This window comes from Ferdinandcohnia sp. QZ13, from assembly GCF_031324165.1.
GTDB lineage: Bacteria > Bacillota > Bacilli > Bacillales > Bacillaceae_L > Ferdinandcohnia.
Map to the genome: position 1 here is coordinate 1971618 of NZ_JAVIVW010000015.1, position 19704 is coordinate 1991321.

The 19704-nt window shown below is 37.5% G+C and carries 19 protein-coding genes and 1 riboswitch; of the genes, 2 read left to right on the plus strand and 17 right to left on the minus strand.

The annotated features are described in order from the left end of the window. Positions 1-247: 247 nt before the first annotated feature. Genes rplI through RGU12_RS23515 form a run of 3 tightly spaced genes read right to left on the minus strand, consistent with a single transcriptional unit; the run spans position 248 to position 3621 of the window. Positions 248-694 (minus strand): 50S ribosomal protein L9, encoded by a 447-nt coding sequence (gene rplI, locus RGU12_RS23505; RefSeq protein WP_309538226.1) that lies wholly within the window; start codon positions 692-694, stop codon positions 248-250. Then, complete coding sequence (locus RGU12_RS23510; RefSeq protein ID WP_309538227.1) at positions 691-2664, minus strand: DHH family phosphoesterase; 1974 nt, start codon at positions 2662-2664, stop codon at positions 691-693. Before RGU12_RS23510 ends, rplI begins: the two co-directional genes overlap by 4 nt. 27 nt (positions 2665-2691) lie before the next feature. Next, a complete protein-coding gene (locus tag RGU12_RS23515) occupies positions 2692-3621 on the minus strand; it encodes a YybS family protein (protein WP_309538228.1) in 930 nt (309 codons plus the stop codon). 226 nt (positions 3622-3847) lie between these two features. After that, positions 3848-3949: riboswitch (TPP riboswitch) on the plus strand. Between the two features lie 75 nt (positions 3950-4024). On the opposite strand from RGU12_RS23515, the gene thiT reads away from it, so the two are divergent. Beyond that, a complete protein-coding gene (thiT, locus tag RGU12_RS23520; RefSeq protein WP_309538229.1) occupies positions 4025-4591 on the plus strand; it encodes an energy-coupled thiamine transporter ThiT in 567 nt (188 codons plus the stop codon). An 86-nt stretch (positions 4592-4677) separates the two neighbouring features. Here thiT and rpsR read toward each other — a convergent pair whose 3' ends face one another. From rpsR to RGU12_RS23555, 7 genes are all read right to left on the minus strand, one after another. Then, positions 4678-4917 carry a 30S ribosomal protein S18 gene (gene rpsR, locus RGU12_RS23525; RefSeq protein WP_010677416.1) on the minus strand — a complete coding sequence of 80 codons (240 nt, stop codon included), beginning with the start codon at positions 4915-4917 and terminating at the stop codon, positions 4678-4680. Between the two features lie 49 nt (positions 4918-4966). Next, on the minus strand, positions 4967-5533 hold the full coding sequence (gene ssb / locus RGU12_RS23530) for a single-stranded DNA-binding protein (protein WP_309538230.1): 567 nt from the start codon (positions 5531-5533) through the stop codon (positions 4967-4969). 54 nt (positions 5534-5587) lie between these two features. Continuing rightward, entirely contained in the window at positions 5588-5875 is a 288-nt protein-coding gene (rpsF, locus tag RGU12_RS23535; protein WP_116354461.1) for a 30S ribosomal protein S6, read from the minus strand. A 166-nt stretch (positions 5876-6041) separates the two neighbouring features. After that, the gene (ychF, locus tag RGU12_RS23540; RefSeq protein WP_309538320.1) at positions 6042-7142 is read right to left on the minus strand and encodes a redox-regulated ATPase YchF; all 1101 of its coding nucleotides are present in this window, start codon (positions 7140-7142) and stop codon (positions 6042-6044) included. A 121-nt stretch (positions 7143-7263) separates the two neighbouring features. Beyond that, on the minus strand, positions 7264-9279 hold the full coding sequence (locus RGU12_RS23545) for a molybdopterin-dependent oxidoreductase (RefSeq protein ID WP_309538231.1): 2016 nt from the start codon (positions 9277-9279) through the stop codon (positions 7264-7266). A gap of 115 nt (positions 9280-9394) precedes the next feature. Continuing rightward, the gene (locus tag RGU12_RS23550) at positions 9395-9592 is read right to left on the minus strand and encodes a DUF951 domain-containing protein (RefSeq protein ID WP_309538232.1); all 198 of its coding nucleotides are present in this window, start codon (positions 9590-9592) and stop codon (positions 9395-9397) included. Positions 9593-9639: 47 nt separating this feature from the next. Next, positions 9640-10659: a YkvI family membrane protein gene (locus RGU12_RS23555; protein ID WP_116354457.1), complete on the minus strand. Its 1020-nt coding sequence runs from the start codon at positions 10657-10659 to the stop codon at positions 9640-9642. A gap of 138 nt (positions 10660-10797) precedes the next feature. Between RGU12_RS23555 and yyaC the strand changes: the two genes are divergently transcribed. Then, positions 10798-11415, plus strand: a complete 618-nt coding sequence (gene yyaC / locus RGU12_RS23560; RefSeq protein ID WP_309538233.1) for a spore protease YyaC — start codon at positions 10798-10800, stop codon at positions 11413-11415. Positions 11416-11443: 28 nt separating this feature from the next. Here the strand turns inward: yyaC and RGU12_RS23565 are convergent, their stop codons facing one another. The 7 genes from RGU12_RS23565 to mnmE all read right to left on the minus strand — a co-directional run bounded on the left by RGU12_RS23565 (position 11444) and on the right by mnmE (position 19404). Next, entirely contained in the window at positions 11444-12181 is a 738-nt protein-coding gene (locus tag RGU12_RS23565) for a DUF554 domain-containing protein (RefSeq protein ID WP_116354455.1), read from the minus strand. Between the two features lie 95 nt (positions 12182-12276). Next, the gene (locus RGU12_RS23570; RefSeq protein ID WP_309538234.1) at positions 12277-13137 is read right to left on the minus strand and encodes a ParB/RepB/Spo0J family partition protein; all 861 of its coding nucleotides are present in this window, start codon (positions 13135-13137) and stop codon (positions 12277-12279) included. Beyond that, a complete protein-coding gene (locus tag RGU12_RS23575) occupies positions 13130-13891 on the minus strand; it encodes a ParA family protein (RefSeq protein ID WP_136381896.1) in 762 nt (253 codons plus the stop codon). Before RGU12_RS23575 ends, RGU12_RS23570 begins: the two co-directional genes overlap by 8 nt. Before the next feature lie 438 nt (positions 13892-14329). Further along, the gene (gene noc / locus RGU12_RS23580; RefSeq protein WP_309538235.1) at positions 14330-15232 is read right to left on the minus strand and encodes a nucleoid occlusion protein; all 903 of its coding nucleotides are present in this window, start codon (positions 15230-15232) and stop codon (positions 14330-14332) included. A gap of 156 nt (positions 15233-15388) precedes the next feature. Further along, the gene (gene rsmG / locus RGU12_RS23585; RefSeq protein WP_309538236.1) at positions 15389-16105 is read right to left on the minus strand and encodes a 16S rRNA (guanine(527)-N(7))-methyltransferase RsmG; all 717 of its coding nucleotides are present in this window, start codon (positions 16103-16105) and stop codon (positions 15389-15391) included. Positions 16106-16123: 18 nt separating this feature from the next. Continuing rightward, complete coding sequence (gene mnmG, locus RGU12_RS23590) at positions 16124-18007, minus strand: tRNA uridine-5-carboxymethylaminomethyl(34) synthesis enzyme MnmG (RefSeq protein ID WP_309538237.1); 1884 nt, start codon at positions 18005-18007, stop codon at positions 16124-16126. A gap of 20 nt (positions 18008-18027) precedes the next feature. After that, positions 18028-19404, minus strand: coding sequence for a tRNA uridine-5-carboxymethylaminomethyl(34) synthesis GTPase MnmE (gene mnmE, locus RGU12_RS23595; protein WP_309538238.1), 1377 nt, complete (start codon positions 19402-19404; stop codon positions 18028-18030). Between the last annotated feature and the right edge of the window lie 300 nt (positions 19405-19704).

A 19704-nucleotide genomic window follows, 5' to 3' on the forward strand; every position in this document is an offset into this window, starting at 1 on the left:
GCTCCAGGCGCTATAGACTCTTTAGTCTAAGCCAATAGCTTCTGAAGGTAAAATGCACATTCTGCCAGCGCTCGTCTTATGCTTATCGTCGATAAACGGAAGCATTAAGCTTTTCTTATATATCTATTTATCTATTATACTTATTTCAGAATGAAAAAGCTTGTTATACGAAAAAAATGTGATCCTGTATGTAAACAAAACCACATTTTTCATTCTATCTGTTTTCTATATTCTTTTTCAATGGAAATTACTGTTCTTTGACATGTACCTTTACAGTTGCTGATACTTCTGGATGTAATTTTACAGGTACATTTGTATAACCTAATGCTCTAATTCCATCTGGAAGATCAAATTTACGCTTATCAATTTTGATACCTTGCTTTTTCGCAAGCTCATCGGCAATTTGCTTACTTGTTACAGATCCGAAAAGTCTGCCGCCCTCACCCGCTTTTGCTTGTAACTCAACAGTTAAAGCTTCGAGTTTCTCTTTCAATTGCTTTGACTGTTCTAATTCTTCTGCAGCTTCTTTTGATTCTTTATTTTTCTTTGCTTCTAATGTTTTCATGTTTGCTGGTGTCGCTTCAATCGCAAGGTTTTGCTTGAATAGGAAATTGTGTGCATATCCATCAGATACGTTCTTCACTTCTCCCTTTTTTCCTTTACCTTTTACATCTTTTAAGAAAATAACTTTCATTCCTTGGTACCTCCCTCTAAATACTCATCTATAACTAAAAGTAGCTGTTCTTCTGCTTCTTCAATCGTTGTGTCCTCTAGCTGAGTAGCTGCATTTGTCAAATGACCACCTCCACCTAAACCTTCCATAATCAATTGTACATTGACATCTCCTAATGAACGAGCACTAATTCCAATTTTTAAATCATGGCGGATGGAAATCACGAATGATGCGACTACATCATTCATTGTAAGTAATGTATCTGCTGCTTGAGCAATCATCACTTGATCGTAAGTCTCATTTTCTTTTCCTTTTGCAATTGCAATTCCATTTTTATAAATAAACGCTGATTCAATCAGTTTTGAACGCTTTTTATATTGTTCCATGTTCTCCTTCAGGAATTTCTGAACAAGAACGGTGTCCGCTCCTTGAGCACGTAAATAGGACGCCGCATCAAATGTTCTAGATCCTGTTCGAAGCGTAAAGCTCTTTGTATCAACAATAATTCCCGCAAGTAAAGCCGTTGCCTCCAGCATATCGATTTTCTTACGCTTTGGCTGATATTCAAGAAGCTCTGTAACCAATTCCGCCGTAGATGACGCATAAGGTTCCATATATACGAGTAATGGTGATTGTATAAATTCCTCACCGCGACGGTGATGGTCAATGACCACTACTTTATCAATTTTTGATACGAGTTTCTCCTCAATTACAAGCGACGGCTTATGGGTGTCTACAACAACAAGTAGCGTATCATTTGTAGCGATTTCAAGAGCTTGCTCCGGTGTAATAAAATAGGACCAGAGTTCTGTATTTTCTTTCACTTCCTCAAGGAGACGTCCTACACCTGAATCAATTTCATTCGGATTTAAAACAATGTATCCTTCTTTATGGTTCATTTGTGCCACTTTTAAAATCCCAATGGAAGCCCCTACTGCATCCATATCAGGGTATTTATGGCCCATTATGATGACTTTATCACTATCAGAGACAATTTCCTTTAATGCATGTGAAATCACGCGAGCGCGAACCCTAGTCCGTTTTTCCATCGGATTCGTTTTGCCGCCATAAAACTTAACCTTCCCATTCGGGAGTTTCATCGCAACCTGGTCTCCGCCACGTCCTAATGCTAGGTCTAAACTTGATTGTGCCGCAACTCCTAACTCTGGAAGTGTTTGGACCCCTATTCCAATCCCAATACTTAAGGTTAATGCTACGCTATCTTTTGCGGTATTTTCCCTCACATCATCCAAAATCGTAAACTTTGTTTTTTCAAGATTCGATAAGATTTCTTCATTCAACACAGCGATAAAGCGCTCAGACGAAGTCCTCTTTAAAAAGACACCATGCTCATTCGCCCATTCATTCAGTATGGATGTGACTTGGCTATTTAATGAACTCTTTCGTTGATCATCCATCCCTTGGGTTACTTCATCATAGTTATCTAAAAAGATAATCCCTAAAACAGTCCGCTCAGCCTCATACAATTGCACAATTTCCATTTGTTCAGTTACATCAAAGAAATAAAGTAAACGTTCTTCTCTCTTTATGATGACCTTAAATTTCTGCTCATTTAATGTAATTGTCTCACTTTCGATTTCTTGTTGAATTAAGGGAACAATCAGTTCCTCAACATCATAAAGTGATCTACCTACCAGCGTATCTGCGTCAAGAAAGTTCGATAAGTAGGCGTTAGCCCACTCTACCTGAAACTCCTCATTATAAAGCAAGATCCCAATCGGCATTTCCATTAACGCTTCTTCGCCAACTTTTTTTAAGCGATACGAAAGGGTCGAGATATAATGCTCCATTTCCTTTTTTAGAATCGAGTTTGCTTTTAATAAAAAATACACAATAAATCCAAGGAGCAGAAAACATGCTAACCCAATCATCCAATGAAAAAAAATGAGAATTGCACTAAAAACACTTGTAAGAACAAGCAATGCATAAATAGGATAGCGAAATAACTTCCTTTTGTAAAAGTCTGGCATGTAATTTTCAGCTCCTAAAGCTTTGTTTTACTTCTTTCCACTAATTCGATTTCTCAGTTGAAACCCTAAGTCAATTATACCTAAGATTCGAATAATATAAAGGAGAAATGGTGTTAAGATTGTCAGTATAATTGGCACAGCCTTTGTAATTCCTTTTTGATGACAGAAATAATAAATGAGCGACAAGCCTTGAATCACCATGAACAACTGCAGAACAAAAAAGAGATTTAAAAAGGCGGTATACCCAAACGTGCCCTTTTCCAGTTCAACAAAGCTAAAAAGTAAAATTAGTAAGTAATACCACAAAATACTCTTAGGGAAATTAATTTCACGGAAAGGTGGGAATGGATTCAATTTTACTTGAAGTCGGACAAGCACCGGTTTCATGGCTACGACCGTAACAAAGGCTAAAATCATCGAAAACAAAACAAACATACTTGGGATCATGTATTGCATCATGTTAATCGAATCTTCAAGCCTTGCAATGACTTCTTTATTCACTTCGCCCCCTGTTGCCCTCATTATACTCTCTGCCATGGCAAAAGATTCCCGCGAGCTCTCTCGAATCATGTCATATACATCAATTTGCAGAACTATTATAGCTGTAACATACAGGAGCACGATTGAGAACAAGTACGATAAACAGGAGCCTAGAAATAGCTCGATACCGCTTCTTCCCCGATTAATCAATTCACCTAGTAAGATTCCTGTAATTCCAAACGTAACCGTATGTATAATCCCCATAACCGAACCTAATAGACCGGATAATAAAAAGGCAATTAGTATAAATAACAATGACTGCTTTACCCTATATTTCACAGTAAACAAGATAAATGGTATGGGTAAAAGGAATGAAAGTGCTGTTCCAAGTAGTGGGATATATAAAGTAAGAAGTAACAGTACACTATATACCGCTAGCAGCATGGCGCCTTCTGTTAAATTTTTAGCGTTTTTCACCTTTTCACCTCAACTTAGATGACCCTTGTAAACATGAGCCTATTTTTACAATCACTTTCTATTTTAAAGATTTACTAGAAAGTCTTCAACTTTTGGACTTCTACAGGATGGGTTACTTCGATGTTGACACCGGATGTTCAGTCTTTTGTTGAAGTTCCTCTGTAAACTAAAACTTTTTGTTTTACTTTTCCCTATTTTCTATTATGATAGTAATTAAATGAATAAACGTAACCACAAGGGGAGCAATTTTGCTGAGAGTGAACATTAAAGTTCAGACCCTTCGAACCTGTTAGTTAATGCTAGCGTAGGGATGTGAGAGTTACCTGTGAACTTATACTTTTATTAAAGTTGTTCTCCTTTGGGGTGCGTTTTTTTTACAACATACTTCAAGGGGGATTTTTTTATGAGAAGCACAAGATTACAAGCAATGATTGAAGCCGCAATTTTTGCTGCCTTAGCACTAGTGTTGGATTTACTTCCATCGATTGACATTACTCCAGCCATATCTATTTCATTTGCAATGGTCCCTGTTTTTATTATTGCTTTAAGATGGGGTATAAAAATTGGAATGTTATCTGGTTTGTTATGGGGATTACTGCAGTTAGTATTTGACCCATGGATTGTACACCCTGTTCAAGCCATTATGGAATATATCATTGCCTTTTCGTTCATTGGATTAGGAGGAATTTTCAAATCAATCGTACAGGAAAGTTTAAAAAACAACCAGAAATCAAAAGCACTGATTGCCATTACCTTTGCAATATTTATTGGTAGTCTTGCACGCTATTTCTGGCACTTCCTAGCTGGCTTTATCTTTATTGAATATTTTGCACCAGAAATTGAAAACCCAGTTTGGTATTCCTTCACCTTCAACGGAATAACAATGCTAGCAACATTCGTTTTATGTACAATCGTACTATCGATCCTAATCATTGCTTCACCACGTTTTATCGTACTAAAACAAAAATAGGAACCATAGGGACGGTTCTCGCGGTTCCTTTAAAAACAAGATGTAAAAAAAGCGATGACCGCATTGACGATCATCGCTTTTCTTTATTATTCACCAGATACATATGGTAATAATGCCATTTGACGAGCACGTTTAATAGCAACAGTTAATTTACGTTGGTATTTTGCGCTTGTACCAGTTACACGACGAGGTAAGATTTTACCACGCTCAGAAACGAATTTTTTTAGTAAATCTACTTCTTTGTAATCGATGTGTGTAATTCCATTAGCTGTGAAGTAACACACTTTACGACGCTTTGCACGTCCACCTTTACGTCCGCCTGCCATTGATTTTCCCTCCTTTTTTAGTTTTTAATTTATACGATTGACTTACAAGTTAGAACGGAAGATCGTCATCTGAAATATCGATAGGCTGTCCATCATTTGCAAATGGATCTTGGTCTACTCTTGTAGGTCCTTGGTTTTGATTCGGGTTCTGACTCTGTCCAAATGGAGAGTATCCACCTTGGCCACCGCCTTGGTTTCCACCCTGGTTGCCACCATAGCCACCTTGATTACCACCATAGCCTCCGCCATTATTGCCACCAAAGTTACCTCCACCGCTGCGCTGTTGGTCATTTGCATTTCGAGGTTCAAGGAATTGAACACTCTCTGCTACAACCTCAGTAACATAGACGCGTTTGCCATCCTGACCTTCATAATTTCTTGTTTGAAGACGACCATCAACGCCTGCTAAACTCCCTTTTTTTAGGAAATTCGCGACATTTTCAGCTGGTCGGCGCCATACAACACAATTAATGAAGTCAGCTTCACGTTCCCCTGACTGATTCGTAAATGCTCGATTCACTGCGAGTGTGAAGGTTGCAACCGCAACTCCACTTGGGGTATATCGTAATTCCGGATCCTTTGTAAGTCTCCCAACGAGAACTACGCGATTCATCATCAGAACCATCTCCTTAACAGGATATTGAAACAGAGTCTATACTCTTAAATATTCTTATTCTTCTTCTTTAACAACGATATGACGGATAATGTCTTCACTGATCTTCGCTAAACGATCGAATTCGCTAACAGCTTCAGCGTTAGACACTACGTTAAGAATCATGTAATAACCATCGCGGAAATCATTGATTTCATAAGCTAAACGGCGCTTACCCCATTCTTTTACGTTTGTAATCTCCGCACCATTGTCAGTTAAAACGCCATTAAAACGCTCAACTAAAGCCTTTTTTGCTTCATCATCAATGTTTGGACGGATGATATACATAACTTCGTATTTTCTCATCACGTTACACCTCCTTTTGGACTAACGGCTCTTTATCTAAAAAGAGCAAGGAGCAATTATTTCAATTACTCACAGAAAGATATTATATCACATGAATAATTTGTAGGCAAGAAATGTTTAAAAACCACAAAACGAAAACTCGTCCTGTGGCTACTTTTAATATTCCTTATACATTAAAACGGAAGTGAATGACATCTCCATCTTGAACAACATATTCTTTTCCTTCAAGACGTACCTTACCTGCCTCACGAGCAGCTGTCATAGAACCACCTGAAAGTAAATCTTCATACGATACAGTCTCCGCTCGGATAAACCCTCTCTCAAAATCAGAGTGAATGATCCCTGCACACTGTGGAGCTTTCATTCCTTTTCTAAACGTCCACGCTCTTACCTCTTGTACACCAGCTGTAAAATAAGTAGCTAGACCTAATAAATGATATGCAGCACGAATTAATTGGTCAAGTCCAGATTCCTCAATTCCAAGCTCTTCTAGGAACATTGCCTTTTCTTCCCCTTCAAGCTCGACAATCTCTGACTCAATCTTTGCACAAATAACAATGACTTCAGCATTTTCTTTTTGTGCAAACTCACGAACCAATTGAACATACTCATTTGATGAAGGATCAACTACATCATCTTCACCAACATTAGCAACGTATAAAACTGGTTTACTTGTTAGTAAATGCATACCTTTTACATATTTCATTTGTTCGTCACTAAATTCTACTGCACGAGCCGGCTGTTCGTTTTCAAATGCTTCTTTTAGCATGACAAGCACTTCATGCTCTGCAACAGCATCTTTGTCCTTTTGCTTTGCGAGCTTCGCAACACGATCAATACGCTTATCTACTGATTCTAAATCCGCTAAAATAAGCTCTAAATTGATTGTCTCAATATCTGCAATTGGATCCACTTTACCCGCTACGTGTGTAATATTATCATCTGCAAAGCAGCGTACAACATGACAAATCGCATCCACTTGGCGGATATGTGATAAAAACTTATTCCCAAGACCTTCCCCTTTACTAGCACCTTTTACAATTCCTGCAATATCCGTAAATTCAAACGTTGTTGGAACAGTCTTTTTAGGTTGTACCAATTCTGTTAATTTATTTAAACGCTCATCTGGCACTTCAACAATCCCCACATTTGGGTCGATTGTACAGAACGGATAGTTCGCTGATTCTGCGCCTGCTTGAGTAATTGCATTAAAAAGAGTTGATTTTCCAACGTTTGGAAGACCAACGATACCTGCTGTTAACGCCATTGATTTTTCCACTCCTCTTATCCGTAACATACTAACTAGCCTTCAACAATTATAGATATTCCTCATCAAAAACACAAGCCGTTTCGGCTAGAAACGGCTTTCGTAGGAATAACACATAATTCTATTCGTTTATCTTCTCAATTCCAACAAGACAATCATATAACGTACTACCAAGCCCATTATCGGAAACCTGGTGAGAAGTCAGTTGATTTACACTACCACCAAAAATATGCCATTGTCCTTCATCAATACAAACGATATTTTGAGCAGAGTCCTTTAAAATTTGAACGTTTCCTGTAATTTCACCACGTTCATTAAACACTCTCACCCTATCATTTGGCTCGAGACCCTTTTGCTCTGCAATATCCTTTGAGATTTCAACCTTTACTGATTGCAATCCTTCAATTAAATGATAATTTTGTGAATGATTCGAACGCAAAGGATGTATCGTTAATAGTGAATATGGATATTTTTTGGCTAATTCATTGTTTGAAAAAACGGATTCTCTCGGATATGAGATTTTCAAACGTCCATCATATCCTTTTATCTCCCCTAGCGATGAAGTAAACTCAAATTTTTTCGATTGAGTTTTAAATTGATAATCGTGCCAAGGAACAAGTTGCACTGGAAGTGGAACATGGTTTTTCTCTTTAATGATGTCAAAAGTAATACCTTCATCCTGTAATGAACCCAATCCCATTTTTATAAACTCTTCTCTTGTATAGTCAAAATCTTCTCCAAAACCTAGCCTTTTTGCTAGTTCTGTCCAAATCCATACATCTGACTTTGCTTCACCACGGGGTTCGACTAGCTTTGGTCCATAATTTACAAAATGATGATACATAGAAGAATAGTAAATATCTTCTTCCTCAAAAACTGTCGCTGATGGGAGAACATAATCAGCCAATCTTGCTGTGTCAGTCATAAACTGTTCTAGTACAACAACCGTGTCTACTGACCGAAAAGCTTCCTCCACTAGTGCTGTATTTGGCACCTGCGTTAATGGATTCCCACACGATACCATAATCATTTTGATTGGTGGCTCTGAAGCCGTTAAGATTTTTTCCGCTTGTTCAGCCATTACAAATGCTCTTGTTTCCTTTTTCCTCTCAGGAAGAGTTATTGCAACACTATCAAAGCTTTGACCAACCTGTGTATTTCCGAAATTTGCACCACCACCAGGAATCCCGACATTCCCGCTAATTGCAACAAGGGCATCTATTAAACGAATTGTATTTCCCCCATTAGCATAGCGCTGCATTCCTAATCCCATATAGGTCGCTGTTGGACCATCACCGTAAACACGTGCTAAATTTGAAATTGTTTCACGTGGAACATTCGTTATTTTCTCAATTTGTTCCATTGAAACCGAGTCTATTACGTCGACTAAATCTTCAAAACCAATTGTATATTTTTCAACAAAATCTTGATTCTGTAGCTCTAAGCGAAGCAATTCCTTCATAATTCCAATCGCCAAGAACCCATCCATTCCTGGAGTAATGGAGATATATGAATGTGCAATTTTTGCCGTACCATTATAGATAGGATCAATAACAATTAAGTTGGCACCCTTCTTTTTTACTTCCTGTAAATACGCAAAAAGATGCATATTTGTTCGTGTCACATTTCTTCCCCAAATAACTACATTTTTACTATTGTAAATATCCTCAGGTGCATGACTTGCCGCATTACCAAAATCCCAATTTTGCGCTTCAATTCCGGACCCCCAACAAATGCTGCCAACTAGTTCAGTTGCGCCTCCAAAACAATTAAAAAAGCGATCTGGGATTTTTGTTAATAGTCCTCCATTTGCATAGTCATGGCTATGTAATACAGCCGTAGAACCATACTTCTGTTTTACCTCTGCAAGTTTCGCTGAAATTTCAGTTAAAGCTTGTTCCCACGTAATTCTCTGAAACTCTCCATCTATTTTTTTCAGAGGATAAAGAATCCGTTCATCAGAGTTTGTTCTTGCTTCCAACATACGGCCTCTACCGCAAATTTTCCCCTTTGTAATTGGATGTTCTTTATCGCCATCTATTTTTAAAATTTTTCCATCTTCTACTTCAACGACAAAACCACAGCTATCCCAACAATTTAACGGACATGCAGATTTAAATGTGGTCAATTCACTCATCTCCCCACATATACCAAATATCATATCCTATATTATAAATCACCTTTTCCAAAATACTACTAAAAAGATTCATCACAAACATGCTAATCTTATCCATAAAAAAAAGCACGAGGCTCTATTCCTCATGCTTCACTAAAATCTTTTTTAATTTTCGTCCAAATTCTTTTCGCGGAATGAGCACGCTATGTGAGCAACCCTCACATTTTATTCGAATATCCATCCCTAGTCGAATGATTTTCCATTTATTTGTTCCACACGGATGAGGTTTCTTCATTTCTACAACATCATGTAATCCGTAGTCTTTATCAACCATGACATTCACCCTTTTACACTTCTTATTTATTGTATTGTACCAAGAAATCATTTGAAATTGTAGCGATTTACAATCGGATAAAGTAAAATAACGGCTAATAAATATAAATTCGCAATACCATAAATAGGATATAAAATTGCAACAAGGGTTGAAAAGCCAAAAGTTGTAAAAGGAACCATCAGCAAAATGAAGACAACGGCAATCATCCACAGGGGCATTTTCATTTTTTCCTTATAACGTGTGGATAATCCTAATAACCCAGATGCAGCAGTTGTGAATATCGCACCAAATAAGAGGATGGACATAATAAATACAGCAACATATGGGAAGTTCTTCAGGATCACAAATAATGGAATTTCATATAGCATAATTTCCTGTGCCACCTCAATAAGAGCCTCATTATAAATAAAGGTAATCACACCTAAAAACAATCCACTTCCAATACTTGCAACCCAGGCCTCTCCTTTTGATTTCATTTCCTTGCCAATTGCGCCTAACACAGCAACAAGTGGTAAAATGTTTAGTGCTGTAAACGTAAAGGCAGACGGCCAATTGCTTTGCTCATGGAGATTAAATGAGAATTCCTTTCCACCTGATGTTAAAAAAATGAACAAAACCGTGACTAAAAATAGAATTAAGGCTGGAATAATCGCCATATTAATCGAGACCAGACCATTAATATTCCATAAAAAGACTAAAACAAGTAAAAAGCCAAAAATTAAAATTCCCCACCAAAACGGTATATTAAACAATTCTAAAGTAGCACCACCACCAGCTAACATTACGACTGTCGTAGAAAATAAATATAAAATCGTAATGACATCATATACGTGTGAGACCCTTTCTCCTACTAGTTCTTTTAAGACCGGAACAAAATGCTCCGCCTTTTTTTCATAGCTAATTTTCATAATGATATAGCAACAAATGATAAAAATAAATGTAAAAAAAATAATAGCTAGACCACTCTGTTCACCATAAAACTGCCAAATTTCCCTGCCTGATGCATACCCTGCACCAATAGCCGTTCCTAAAATTAGAAACATCCACCGAATCCCTGCCTGAAACATATAATCCCCCCGCCGCTCATAATTCCTCTATCTACTAAAACGAACTAAATGCAAAATTAAGATTCCTTTTTTTCAGATGTATAGAATATAAGATTCTTCCGTATACTGTTACTACAGTTAAAAAGGGGTGAAAAACCTATGAATCTTAGATACAAATTATTTGACCATCTAAAAAATGAACCTTTTCGAATTTCACATGACCAAGAATTAGCTGACCACCAAATTGCCTTAAAAATCACTTCAATGCTCCCACCAACGATTGATCAGCCAATTGTAATCTTTTGTATTGGCACAGACCGTTCCACTGGCGACTGTCTTGGGCCCTTAATCGGTTCAAAAATTATCGAAAAAGGACTGTCCCACTTTCATGTATATGGCACTTTGGACGAACCTATTCATGCAGTTAATCTTCAAGATAAAATTGAGGAAATGAAACAAGCCTATGTAAATCCCTTTATTATTGGAATAGATGCCTGTTTAGGGCGTTTAAAGAGCGTAGGTTCCATTACTATTGGTGAAGGGCCAATTAAGCCTGGTGCGGGCGTAAACAAGGAATTAACCCCTATTGGCGACATGCATATTACAGGGATTGTAAATGTGAGTGGATTTATGGAGTTTTTCGTCCTACAAAACACAAGATTAAGTTTAGTTATGAAACTAGCAGATGCCATTTCAAATGGTATTTATATGGCTGAACATAAGTATCTTCGAAAGATGGAACTCGACCCAATTGAGAAGGATCGATTTACCCTATAAAAAAAACCTCTTCAATGATAGAAGAGGTTTAAAAAATAGCTTGTGCGAAATAGATAATCGAGTTCCAATAATACAATACTGTTACGAGGATAGCGACTACTAAAATACCTGGTAAAAGATTAGCAACACGTATATTTGTAATGCCTAATAAATTTGTTCCGATTGCGACAATCATTAAGCCTCCCGCTCCCGTCATTTCGACAATAAACGAGTCCATAAGCTCTGCTGGTACCCATTTATCAATTTGTGTTGCAAATAAAGCAATAGAGCCTTGATAAAGAATAACAGGCACTGCAGAAAACAGTACACCAATGCCTAATGTCGTCGATAATATTAAACTAGTAAATCCATCTAGTATGGACTTTGTATAAAGAACACGGTGATCATTGCGTAATCCACTATCAAGGGCTCCAATGATTGCCATTGCCCCTATTACAAATATCAAGGTAGCTGTAACAAAGCCCTTTGCAATCGTACCCTCACCCGAAGATGAGCCAACCTTCTTTTCAATCCATATTCCTAATTTATTTAGTTTGTCTTCAAGGCCCCACCATTCACCGAGAATGCCTCCAAATACTAAACTAAAAATAACAATTAAAAATTGTTCGCTTTTAAGTCCCATTTGAATTCCTAGCAAACAGACCGCAAGCCCAATTCCATGCATAACCGTTGTTTTTATCTTTTCAGGAATTCGGTGTAACACCTTACCTAATAAGGTTCCAGCTGCTATACACAACCCATTTACAATCGTCCCTAATAAAACCAATTTTCATTTCCCCTAGTATATAAATTTATATGTAATAAAAAACACTGCACGGTCTTATTTAATTAAATAAAAACATGCAGGCTTTCTATTGGTCATTATGAGATTTTTGGTGATTCTAACAGTTCAAGAATCCTTTCAAGGTCTTCATTTGAAAAGAACTCAATTTCAATTTTTCCTTTTTTCTTCGTTTGTTTAATCGTTACAGATGTACCAAAACGTTCGCGAAGGAAGGACTCTTGTTCTTTAATAAAGACATCCTTTTCCTTTTTTGGTGGTTTAGATGTTTCACGTGGAACATTTTGATTCAATTGATTAATCAACGCCTCTAATTGACGAACATTAAGTTCTTCTGCAAGAACCTTTTCAACTATCGCGTTCAATTTTTCCTTCTTTTTAAGACCTAATAATGTACGTCCATGTCCCATGGACAATTTCCCTTCAGAAATTAAATTTTGTACATGTTTAGGTAGAGATAAAAGACGAAGATGGTTCGCGATATGTGGTCTACTTTTTCCTACTCTTTTTGCAAGCTGTTCTTGGGTGAATTTTAAATGGTCTATTAAGGATTGGTAAGCAAATGCTTCTTCTATTGGTGATAAATCCTCACGCTGTAAATTTTCGAGCAATGCAATTTCCATCATTTGTTGCTCATCAAGCTCTCGAACTACAACAGGAACTGTTGCTAACTTAGCTTCCTTTGCAGCACGGAATCGTCTCTCACCTGCTACAATTTGATATCCCTTAATCGTTTTTCGGACAATTAAAGGTTGTAAAACTCCATGTATAAGGATGGACTCCTTTAGCTCAGCAATTGCCTCTGGCTCAAATGTCTTTCTTGGTTGATATGGATTTGGTTTTAACTCATTAACCTTAATCTCTTGTACAACCTCTTCTTTACCTACTTCGTCCATGGTTGGAAATAAAGCATTAAAACCTTTCCCTAACCCCTTAGCCATTCACAATCACTTCCTTTGCAAGATCTAAGTATACTTCAGCACCTCTTGATTTTGGATCATAGATGATGATCGGTTCTCCGTGACTTGGAGCTTCACTTAATCGTACATTTCTTGGAATAATTGTTTTATATACTTTGTCTTGGAAATACTTTTTCACTTCATCAATGACTTGAATACCTAAGTTTGTTCTTGCATCAAGCATGGTTAAAAGTACTCCATCAATCATTAAATCTGTATTAAGATGTTTCTGAACCAAACGAATGGTATTCAATAGCTGACTTAGGCCCTCAAGTGCGTAATATTCACACTGAACTGGAATGATCACTGTATCAGAAGCTGTTAATGCATTTAATGTTAACAGACCTAATGATGGTGGACAGTCAATAATAATATAGTCATATTGGTCTCTAACTTCATCTAAGGCTCTTTTCAGACGAACCTCGCGAGAAATTGTTGGCACTAACTCAATTTCAGCACCCGCTAATTGGATTGTTGCTGGAATCATATATAAATTTTCAACTGTCGTTGGAACTGTAACATCCTTCGCTTCTACATCATCAACAAGCACATCATAGATGCATTGATCTACATTTGCCTTTTCTATGCCGCAACCACTTGTTGCATTCCCTTGAGGGTCAATGTCGACAAGTAAAACCCGCTTTCCGACATAAGCTAAACATGCGCTAAGGTTAACAGAAGTAGTTGTTTTCCCTACTCCACCCTTTTGGTTAGAAATTGAGATGATTTTCCCCACGATGTCACCTACTTTCACTTATAAACTACTTTTCTACATTTTTTTACAAAGTGAGGGTTTTTATCAAATGCGCCTTGGCGTATTTGCGCCCAGATTTTTAGGCCCACAGGAAGTGGGTCACAAAGACGTTGCTGCATGAAGTGGTGTTCTTAGTCTTTGATCCTATACTCAAAATTCCCTTTGAAAATCTGTGGCATCCGCCGGAGGCTTAAACGTATTCGGTTGAGGTTTGCCAACTGAATACGTTTATACTATCACTTTTACTATTCTATCATGAAAAAATGATAGGGTTTATCTTTTTTTATAAAAAATGTTTCACGTGAAACATTTCTTATGACAAACTGTTTGTTTTTCACAAAGTTTTTCACAAAAATAAACAGTTTACAAACTAATTCAAAAAAAATCCCTTACCACGTATAGGTAAGGAAATGAATTTGATTAATTATTTTTAGGTATTCGAATCGTGAATTGGAAGTAGTCGTCAAATTCTTCTTCTTCTGTATTTAAGTTGACACCACTTTCCTCAACCATTGTTAATGATTGACGAATCGTATTCATTGCGATTCTCATATCGCGACTGACTGCTTTGAATTTAGGCTTTGGTCGCTTTTGCTCCTTTTCTAATTCAAGGATTTTTACGACACGATCCTCTGTTTGCTTAACATTAAGCTCTTTTTCAATAATGTCATGCATCAGTTTAATTTGTTTTTCTGGATCTTTAAGAGGGATCAAGGCTCTTGCATGACGCTCTGTAAGCTTCTTTTGCATAAGCATTTGTTGGACTTCTTCAGGCAACTTTAATAAACGCAACTTATTTGCGATTGTCGACTGACCTTTCCCTAATCGCTGAGCTAGCGCTTCCTGTGTAAGATTATGTAATTCTAGTAATCTAGCATAAGCATACGCTTCTTCAATCGCTGATAATTCTTCTCGTTGTAGGTTTTCGATTAACGCAACGGATGCGGTTTCTGCATCATTGAATTCTTTTATAATTGCTGGAATTGTCTCCCATTCAAGGGTTTGAACGGCTCTCCAACGTCGTTCACCAGCAATGATTTCATATTGATTATCAGCAAATTGTCGAACAACAATTGGTTGGATGATTCCATGTGTACGTATGGTTAATGCAAGCTCTTTTATTTTATCCTCTGCAAAAACAGTTCTTGGTTGATATCGGTTTGGAACAATCTCATTTATCGGAATTTGTCGTACTTCCTCCAGGTGTGTCTCTTCATCATCTATTGAATCCTCTAATTGTGTTTCTACCACCTGTTCTTGATTCATTTGTTGTTTATCATCTTTTTCACCGATGCTGAATAATCGTGAAAATGGATGTTTCATAATTCCACCACCCCTTAGAACTCCCACTAATACGTATTCTCTATTTTCTCTCTCATTCCTTCTATTATAACATGAATTTTACAAAAATCTTACTATCTTTCTACTAATTCGTGGGGCTACAAAAGATATACATGTAATAAAATCGTCCACCACTGATTATTTAATAGGTGAACGATTTGGTGTCCCTGGTTTACGAGGGTATTTTTTTGGTGTTGGCTTCTTCTTTTCGATGATTACAATGTTTCGATCACTATTTTCAATCGGTAATAAAAAGTGATGTACCTCTTTTAAGTTTCCACCCAGTGCTGTAATGGCTTTTTTCCCTTCCTCCAGCTCTTCTGCTACGGAGGCAGCTTTCATTGCAATAAACGTTCCATCTACCTTCACAAGTGGCAAACATAATTCACTTAATACAGACATTCTAGCAACAGCTCTTGCCATTACAATATCAAAAGATTCCCGAATTTCTCTCTTTTGCCCAAAGGTTTCAGCACGATCATGATAAAATGTCACATTTTCAAGCTGAAGCTCCTTTGAAAGCGCGTTGAGGAAAGTAATTCGCTTTTGAAGGGAGTCAACAATTGAAATTTTTAAATTTGGAAAACAGATTTTTAGAGGGATACTTGGAAAGCCCGCACCCGCTCCTACATCACAAATCGAATATTCCTTTGTAAAATCAAAATAAAATCCAGCTGAAATCGAATCGTAAAAATGCTTTAAATATACCTCAGGCTTCTCTGTAATCGCCGTAAGGTTCATTTTTTCATTCCATTCAACTAATAATTTGTAATAGGTTTCAAACTGATTTAGTTGGGTTGAAGAAAGGGAAATCCCCTTCTCCTCCAACATAGATGTAAATAATGAAGTGTCCATTTAGCGTTTCCTTCCCAATTAGTTTACCCGTGCAATTTTCCCTTGCTCAAGGTATACGAGCAGAATGGAAATATCAGCTGGATTTACACCTGAAATTCTAGACGCTTGAGCAATTGACAAAGGATGTACTTCTTTCAAATTCGCTCTAGCTTCATTTGCTAATCCAGAAATAGCATCATAATCAATGTTTTCAGGGATTTTTTTATCTTCCATCCGCTTTAATTTATCAACTTGCTGTAAGGATTTTTGAATATATCCTTCATACTTGATTTGAATCTCAATTTGCTCCGCAACATCAGGATGAATCACTTGTTCGCTAGGAGCTAATTTCCGAATATGCTCATATGTCATTTCAGGACGTTTTAATAAATCAGATGCTAAAATGCCATCTTTTAACTCACTTCCACCAACTGAACGAATTAGTTCTTGTACTTCATCTGTTGGTTTGATGCGTATACCTTGAAGACGTTCCATTTCTTGTTCAATAGCTGCTTTTTTATCTAAGAATTTTTGATATCTTTCTTCAGGAATTAACCCAATTTCATGACCAAGCTCGGTTAAACGTAGATCGGCATTGTCGTGACGAAGAAGTAAACGATATTCCGCACGTGAAGTTAGGAGACGATAGGGTTCAGCTGTACCTTTTGTAACCAAATCATCAATAAGTACACCGATATAAGCATCTGAACGGCTTAAAATAACTTCCTCTTTATCAAGAGCACGTCTCCCCGCATTAATACCAGCCATAATCCCTTGGGCTGCCGCTTCCTCATATCCAGATGTTCCATTTATTTGACCCGCTGAATAAAGATTTTTAATTTTTTTCGTTTCAAGTGTTGGCCAAAGTTGAGTCGGGATAATCGCATCGTATTCAATCGCATATCCTGGTCTCATCATTTGGGCGTTTTCAAGTCCTGGAACAGACGCAATTAAACGATGCTGTACTTCTTCAGGTAAGCTTGTAGAAAGTCCTTGAACATAGACCTCCTGTGTGTTTCTTCCTTCTGGCTCAAGGAAAATTTGATGTCTCGGCTTGTCATGGAAACGTACTACCTTATCCTCAATTGATGGACAGTAACGTGGTCCAGTTCCTTTAATCATTCCAGAATACATAGGAGAACGATGTAAATTTGCATCAATAATTTGGTGTGTTTTTTCACTTGTGTATGTTAACCAGCATGGAAGCTGGTCGGTGATGTATTTTGTCGTTTCATAGGAAAAAGCTCTAGGTGTCTCATCACCTGGTTGGATTTCTGTTTTACTGTAGTCAATCGTATGGCTATTAACACGTGGTGGTGTACCCGTCTTAAAACGCACTAAATTGAAGCCTAGCTCCTCAAGTTGCTCAGATAACTTAATAGATGGCTGTTGGTTATTTGGCCCACTTGAGTACTTTAATTCACCAATAATGATTTCACCACGTAAAAATGTACCTGTTGTAATGACTACTGTTTTGGCATGGTAGGTGGCACCTGTTTTCGTAACAACACCTTTACAGACATCATCTTCAACGATTAGACGTTCCACCATTCCTTGAACAAGGGTTAAATTCGGTTCGTTTTCTAATGTTTTTTTCATTTCATGTTGATAGGAAAACTTGTCAGCCTGTGCACGTAAAGCACGAACAGCTGGACCTTTCCCTGTGTTCAGCATTCTCATTTGAATATGTGTTTTATCTATATTTTTAGCCATTTCACCGCCCAAGGCATCAATTTCACGAACAACAGTTCCTTTGGCAGGTCCTCCTATGGATGGGTTACACGGCATAAATGCGACCATATCTAAATTGATTGTAATCATCAGTGTTTTGGCACCTAGACGAGCAGAAGCTAAACCCGCTTCACTGCCCGCATGACCTGCACCAATGACAATGACATCGTAATTACCGGCATCATAGCTCAATGTTACTTCCTCCTCTACTTCTATTTCCCTAAACAAAATTGTGAAAATAGCTGATTGATTAAGCTTTCGTGAACAGCATCTCCGACAATTTCCCCTAATAGCTCCCATGTTCTTGTTAAATCAATTTGAACCATATCAATTGGTAAATCAGACTCCACACCTGAAATAGCATCTTCAATTGATTTTTTCGCTTGCGTCAACAAGGCAATATGACGAGAGTTAGAAACATATGTTAAATCATTTGCTTCGACATTACCAGTAAAAAACAAGGAGGAAATAGCTTCTTCTAGAGCATCTACCCCTTTTTCCTCTAGTAAAGAGGTTGTAACCATTGGATTGTCTTTTGCAAGCTCCCTAACTCTTTCCATATTTATCTTTTGCGGAAGGTCTGTTTTATTAATGATAACGATTGTATCCATACCTGAGACGGCTTCAAATAAACGCTCGTCCTCTTCCGTGAACTCATCCCCGTAGTTTAACACAAGTAAAATAAGATCCGCTTTTTTCAAAACTTCGCGTGAACGTTCAACACCAATTCGTTCTACGATATCCTCCGTTTCACGGATTCCGGCAGTATCGACAAGACGTAAAGGAACACCTCGTACATTGACATATTCTTCAATCACATCTCGAGTTGTTCCTGGGATATCTGTTACAATTGCCTTATTTTCATGAACGAGGCTATTTAATAAAGACGATTTTCCAACATTCGGTCTACCTATAATAACAGTAGATAAGCCTTCTCGTAAAATTTTCCCTTGGTTTGAGGTTTCTAATAATTTTATGATTTCCACACGTACTTTGCTGGCTTTTTCCAGTAACACACGATGGGTCATTTCCTCGACGTCATCATACTCTGGATAATCTATATTCACTTCAATATGAGCCAATGTTTCAAGCAATTCTTGCCGTAAACGATTAATAAGGGTAGATAACTTCCCTTCCATTTGACCAATTGCTACATTCATTGCACGGTCAGTCTTTGCACGGATTAAATCCATAACTGCTTCTGCCTGCGAGAGATCTATCCGACCATTTAAAAAGGCACGCTTTGTAAATTCTCCAGGCTCAGCTAGTCTTGCGCCATTGGTAAGGACCAATTGTAGAACTCGATTTACCGATACGAGTCCACCGTGGCAATTGATTTCAATTACATCCTCTCTCGTAAAGGTCTTAGGTCCTCTCATCAAGGTTAGCATTACTTCCTCGACGACTTGATTCGTATCTGGATCGACAATATGTCCATAATGAATTGTATGTGAGTCTACCTCTTTTAGATTTTTCCCTTTAAATACTCGGTTAGCAATATCAACTGCTTCATCCCCACTTAATCGAACAATCGCAATTGCTCCTTCTCCCATTGGAGTTGAAATGGCTGCTATTGTATCAAACTCCATTTTTTCACCTTCTTATATATCAACATTTCATTCATTCTGCTTTTCCTAAAACTGTGAATAACTTTTTAGATATCTTCTTTCCACTAGTATTACCTATTTATCCACAAGGAAAACAAATTCTAGTTTCCCTAAAATAAACTACACTCCATTTTATCTTATCCACATGTGAATAACAATCATGAAGAACTCATCCTTAGGTACATTAAACATAATCGCTGTAATATAACAGTTTGTTCTCTAAAAAGAATAGGTCCCTTTCCCTATTAAAAAAGCGCACAAAAAAACCTAGGCACATACGCC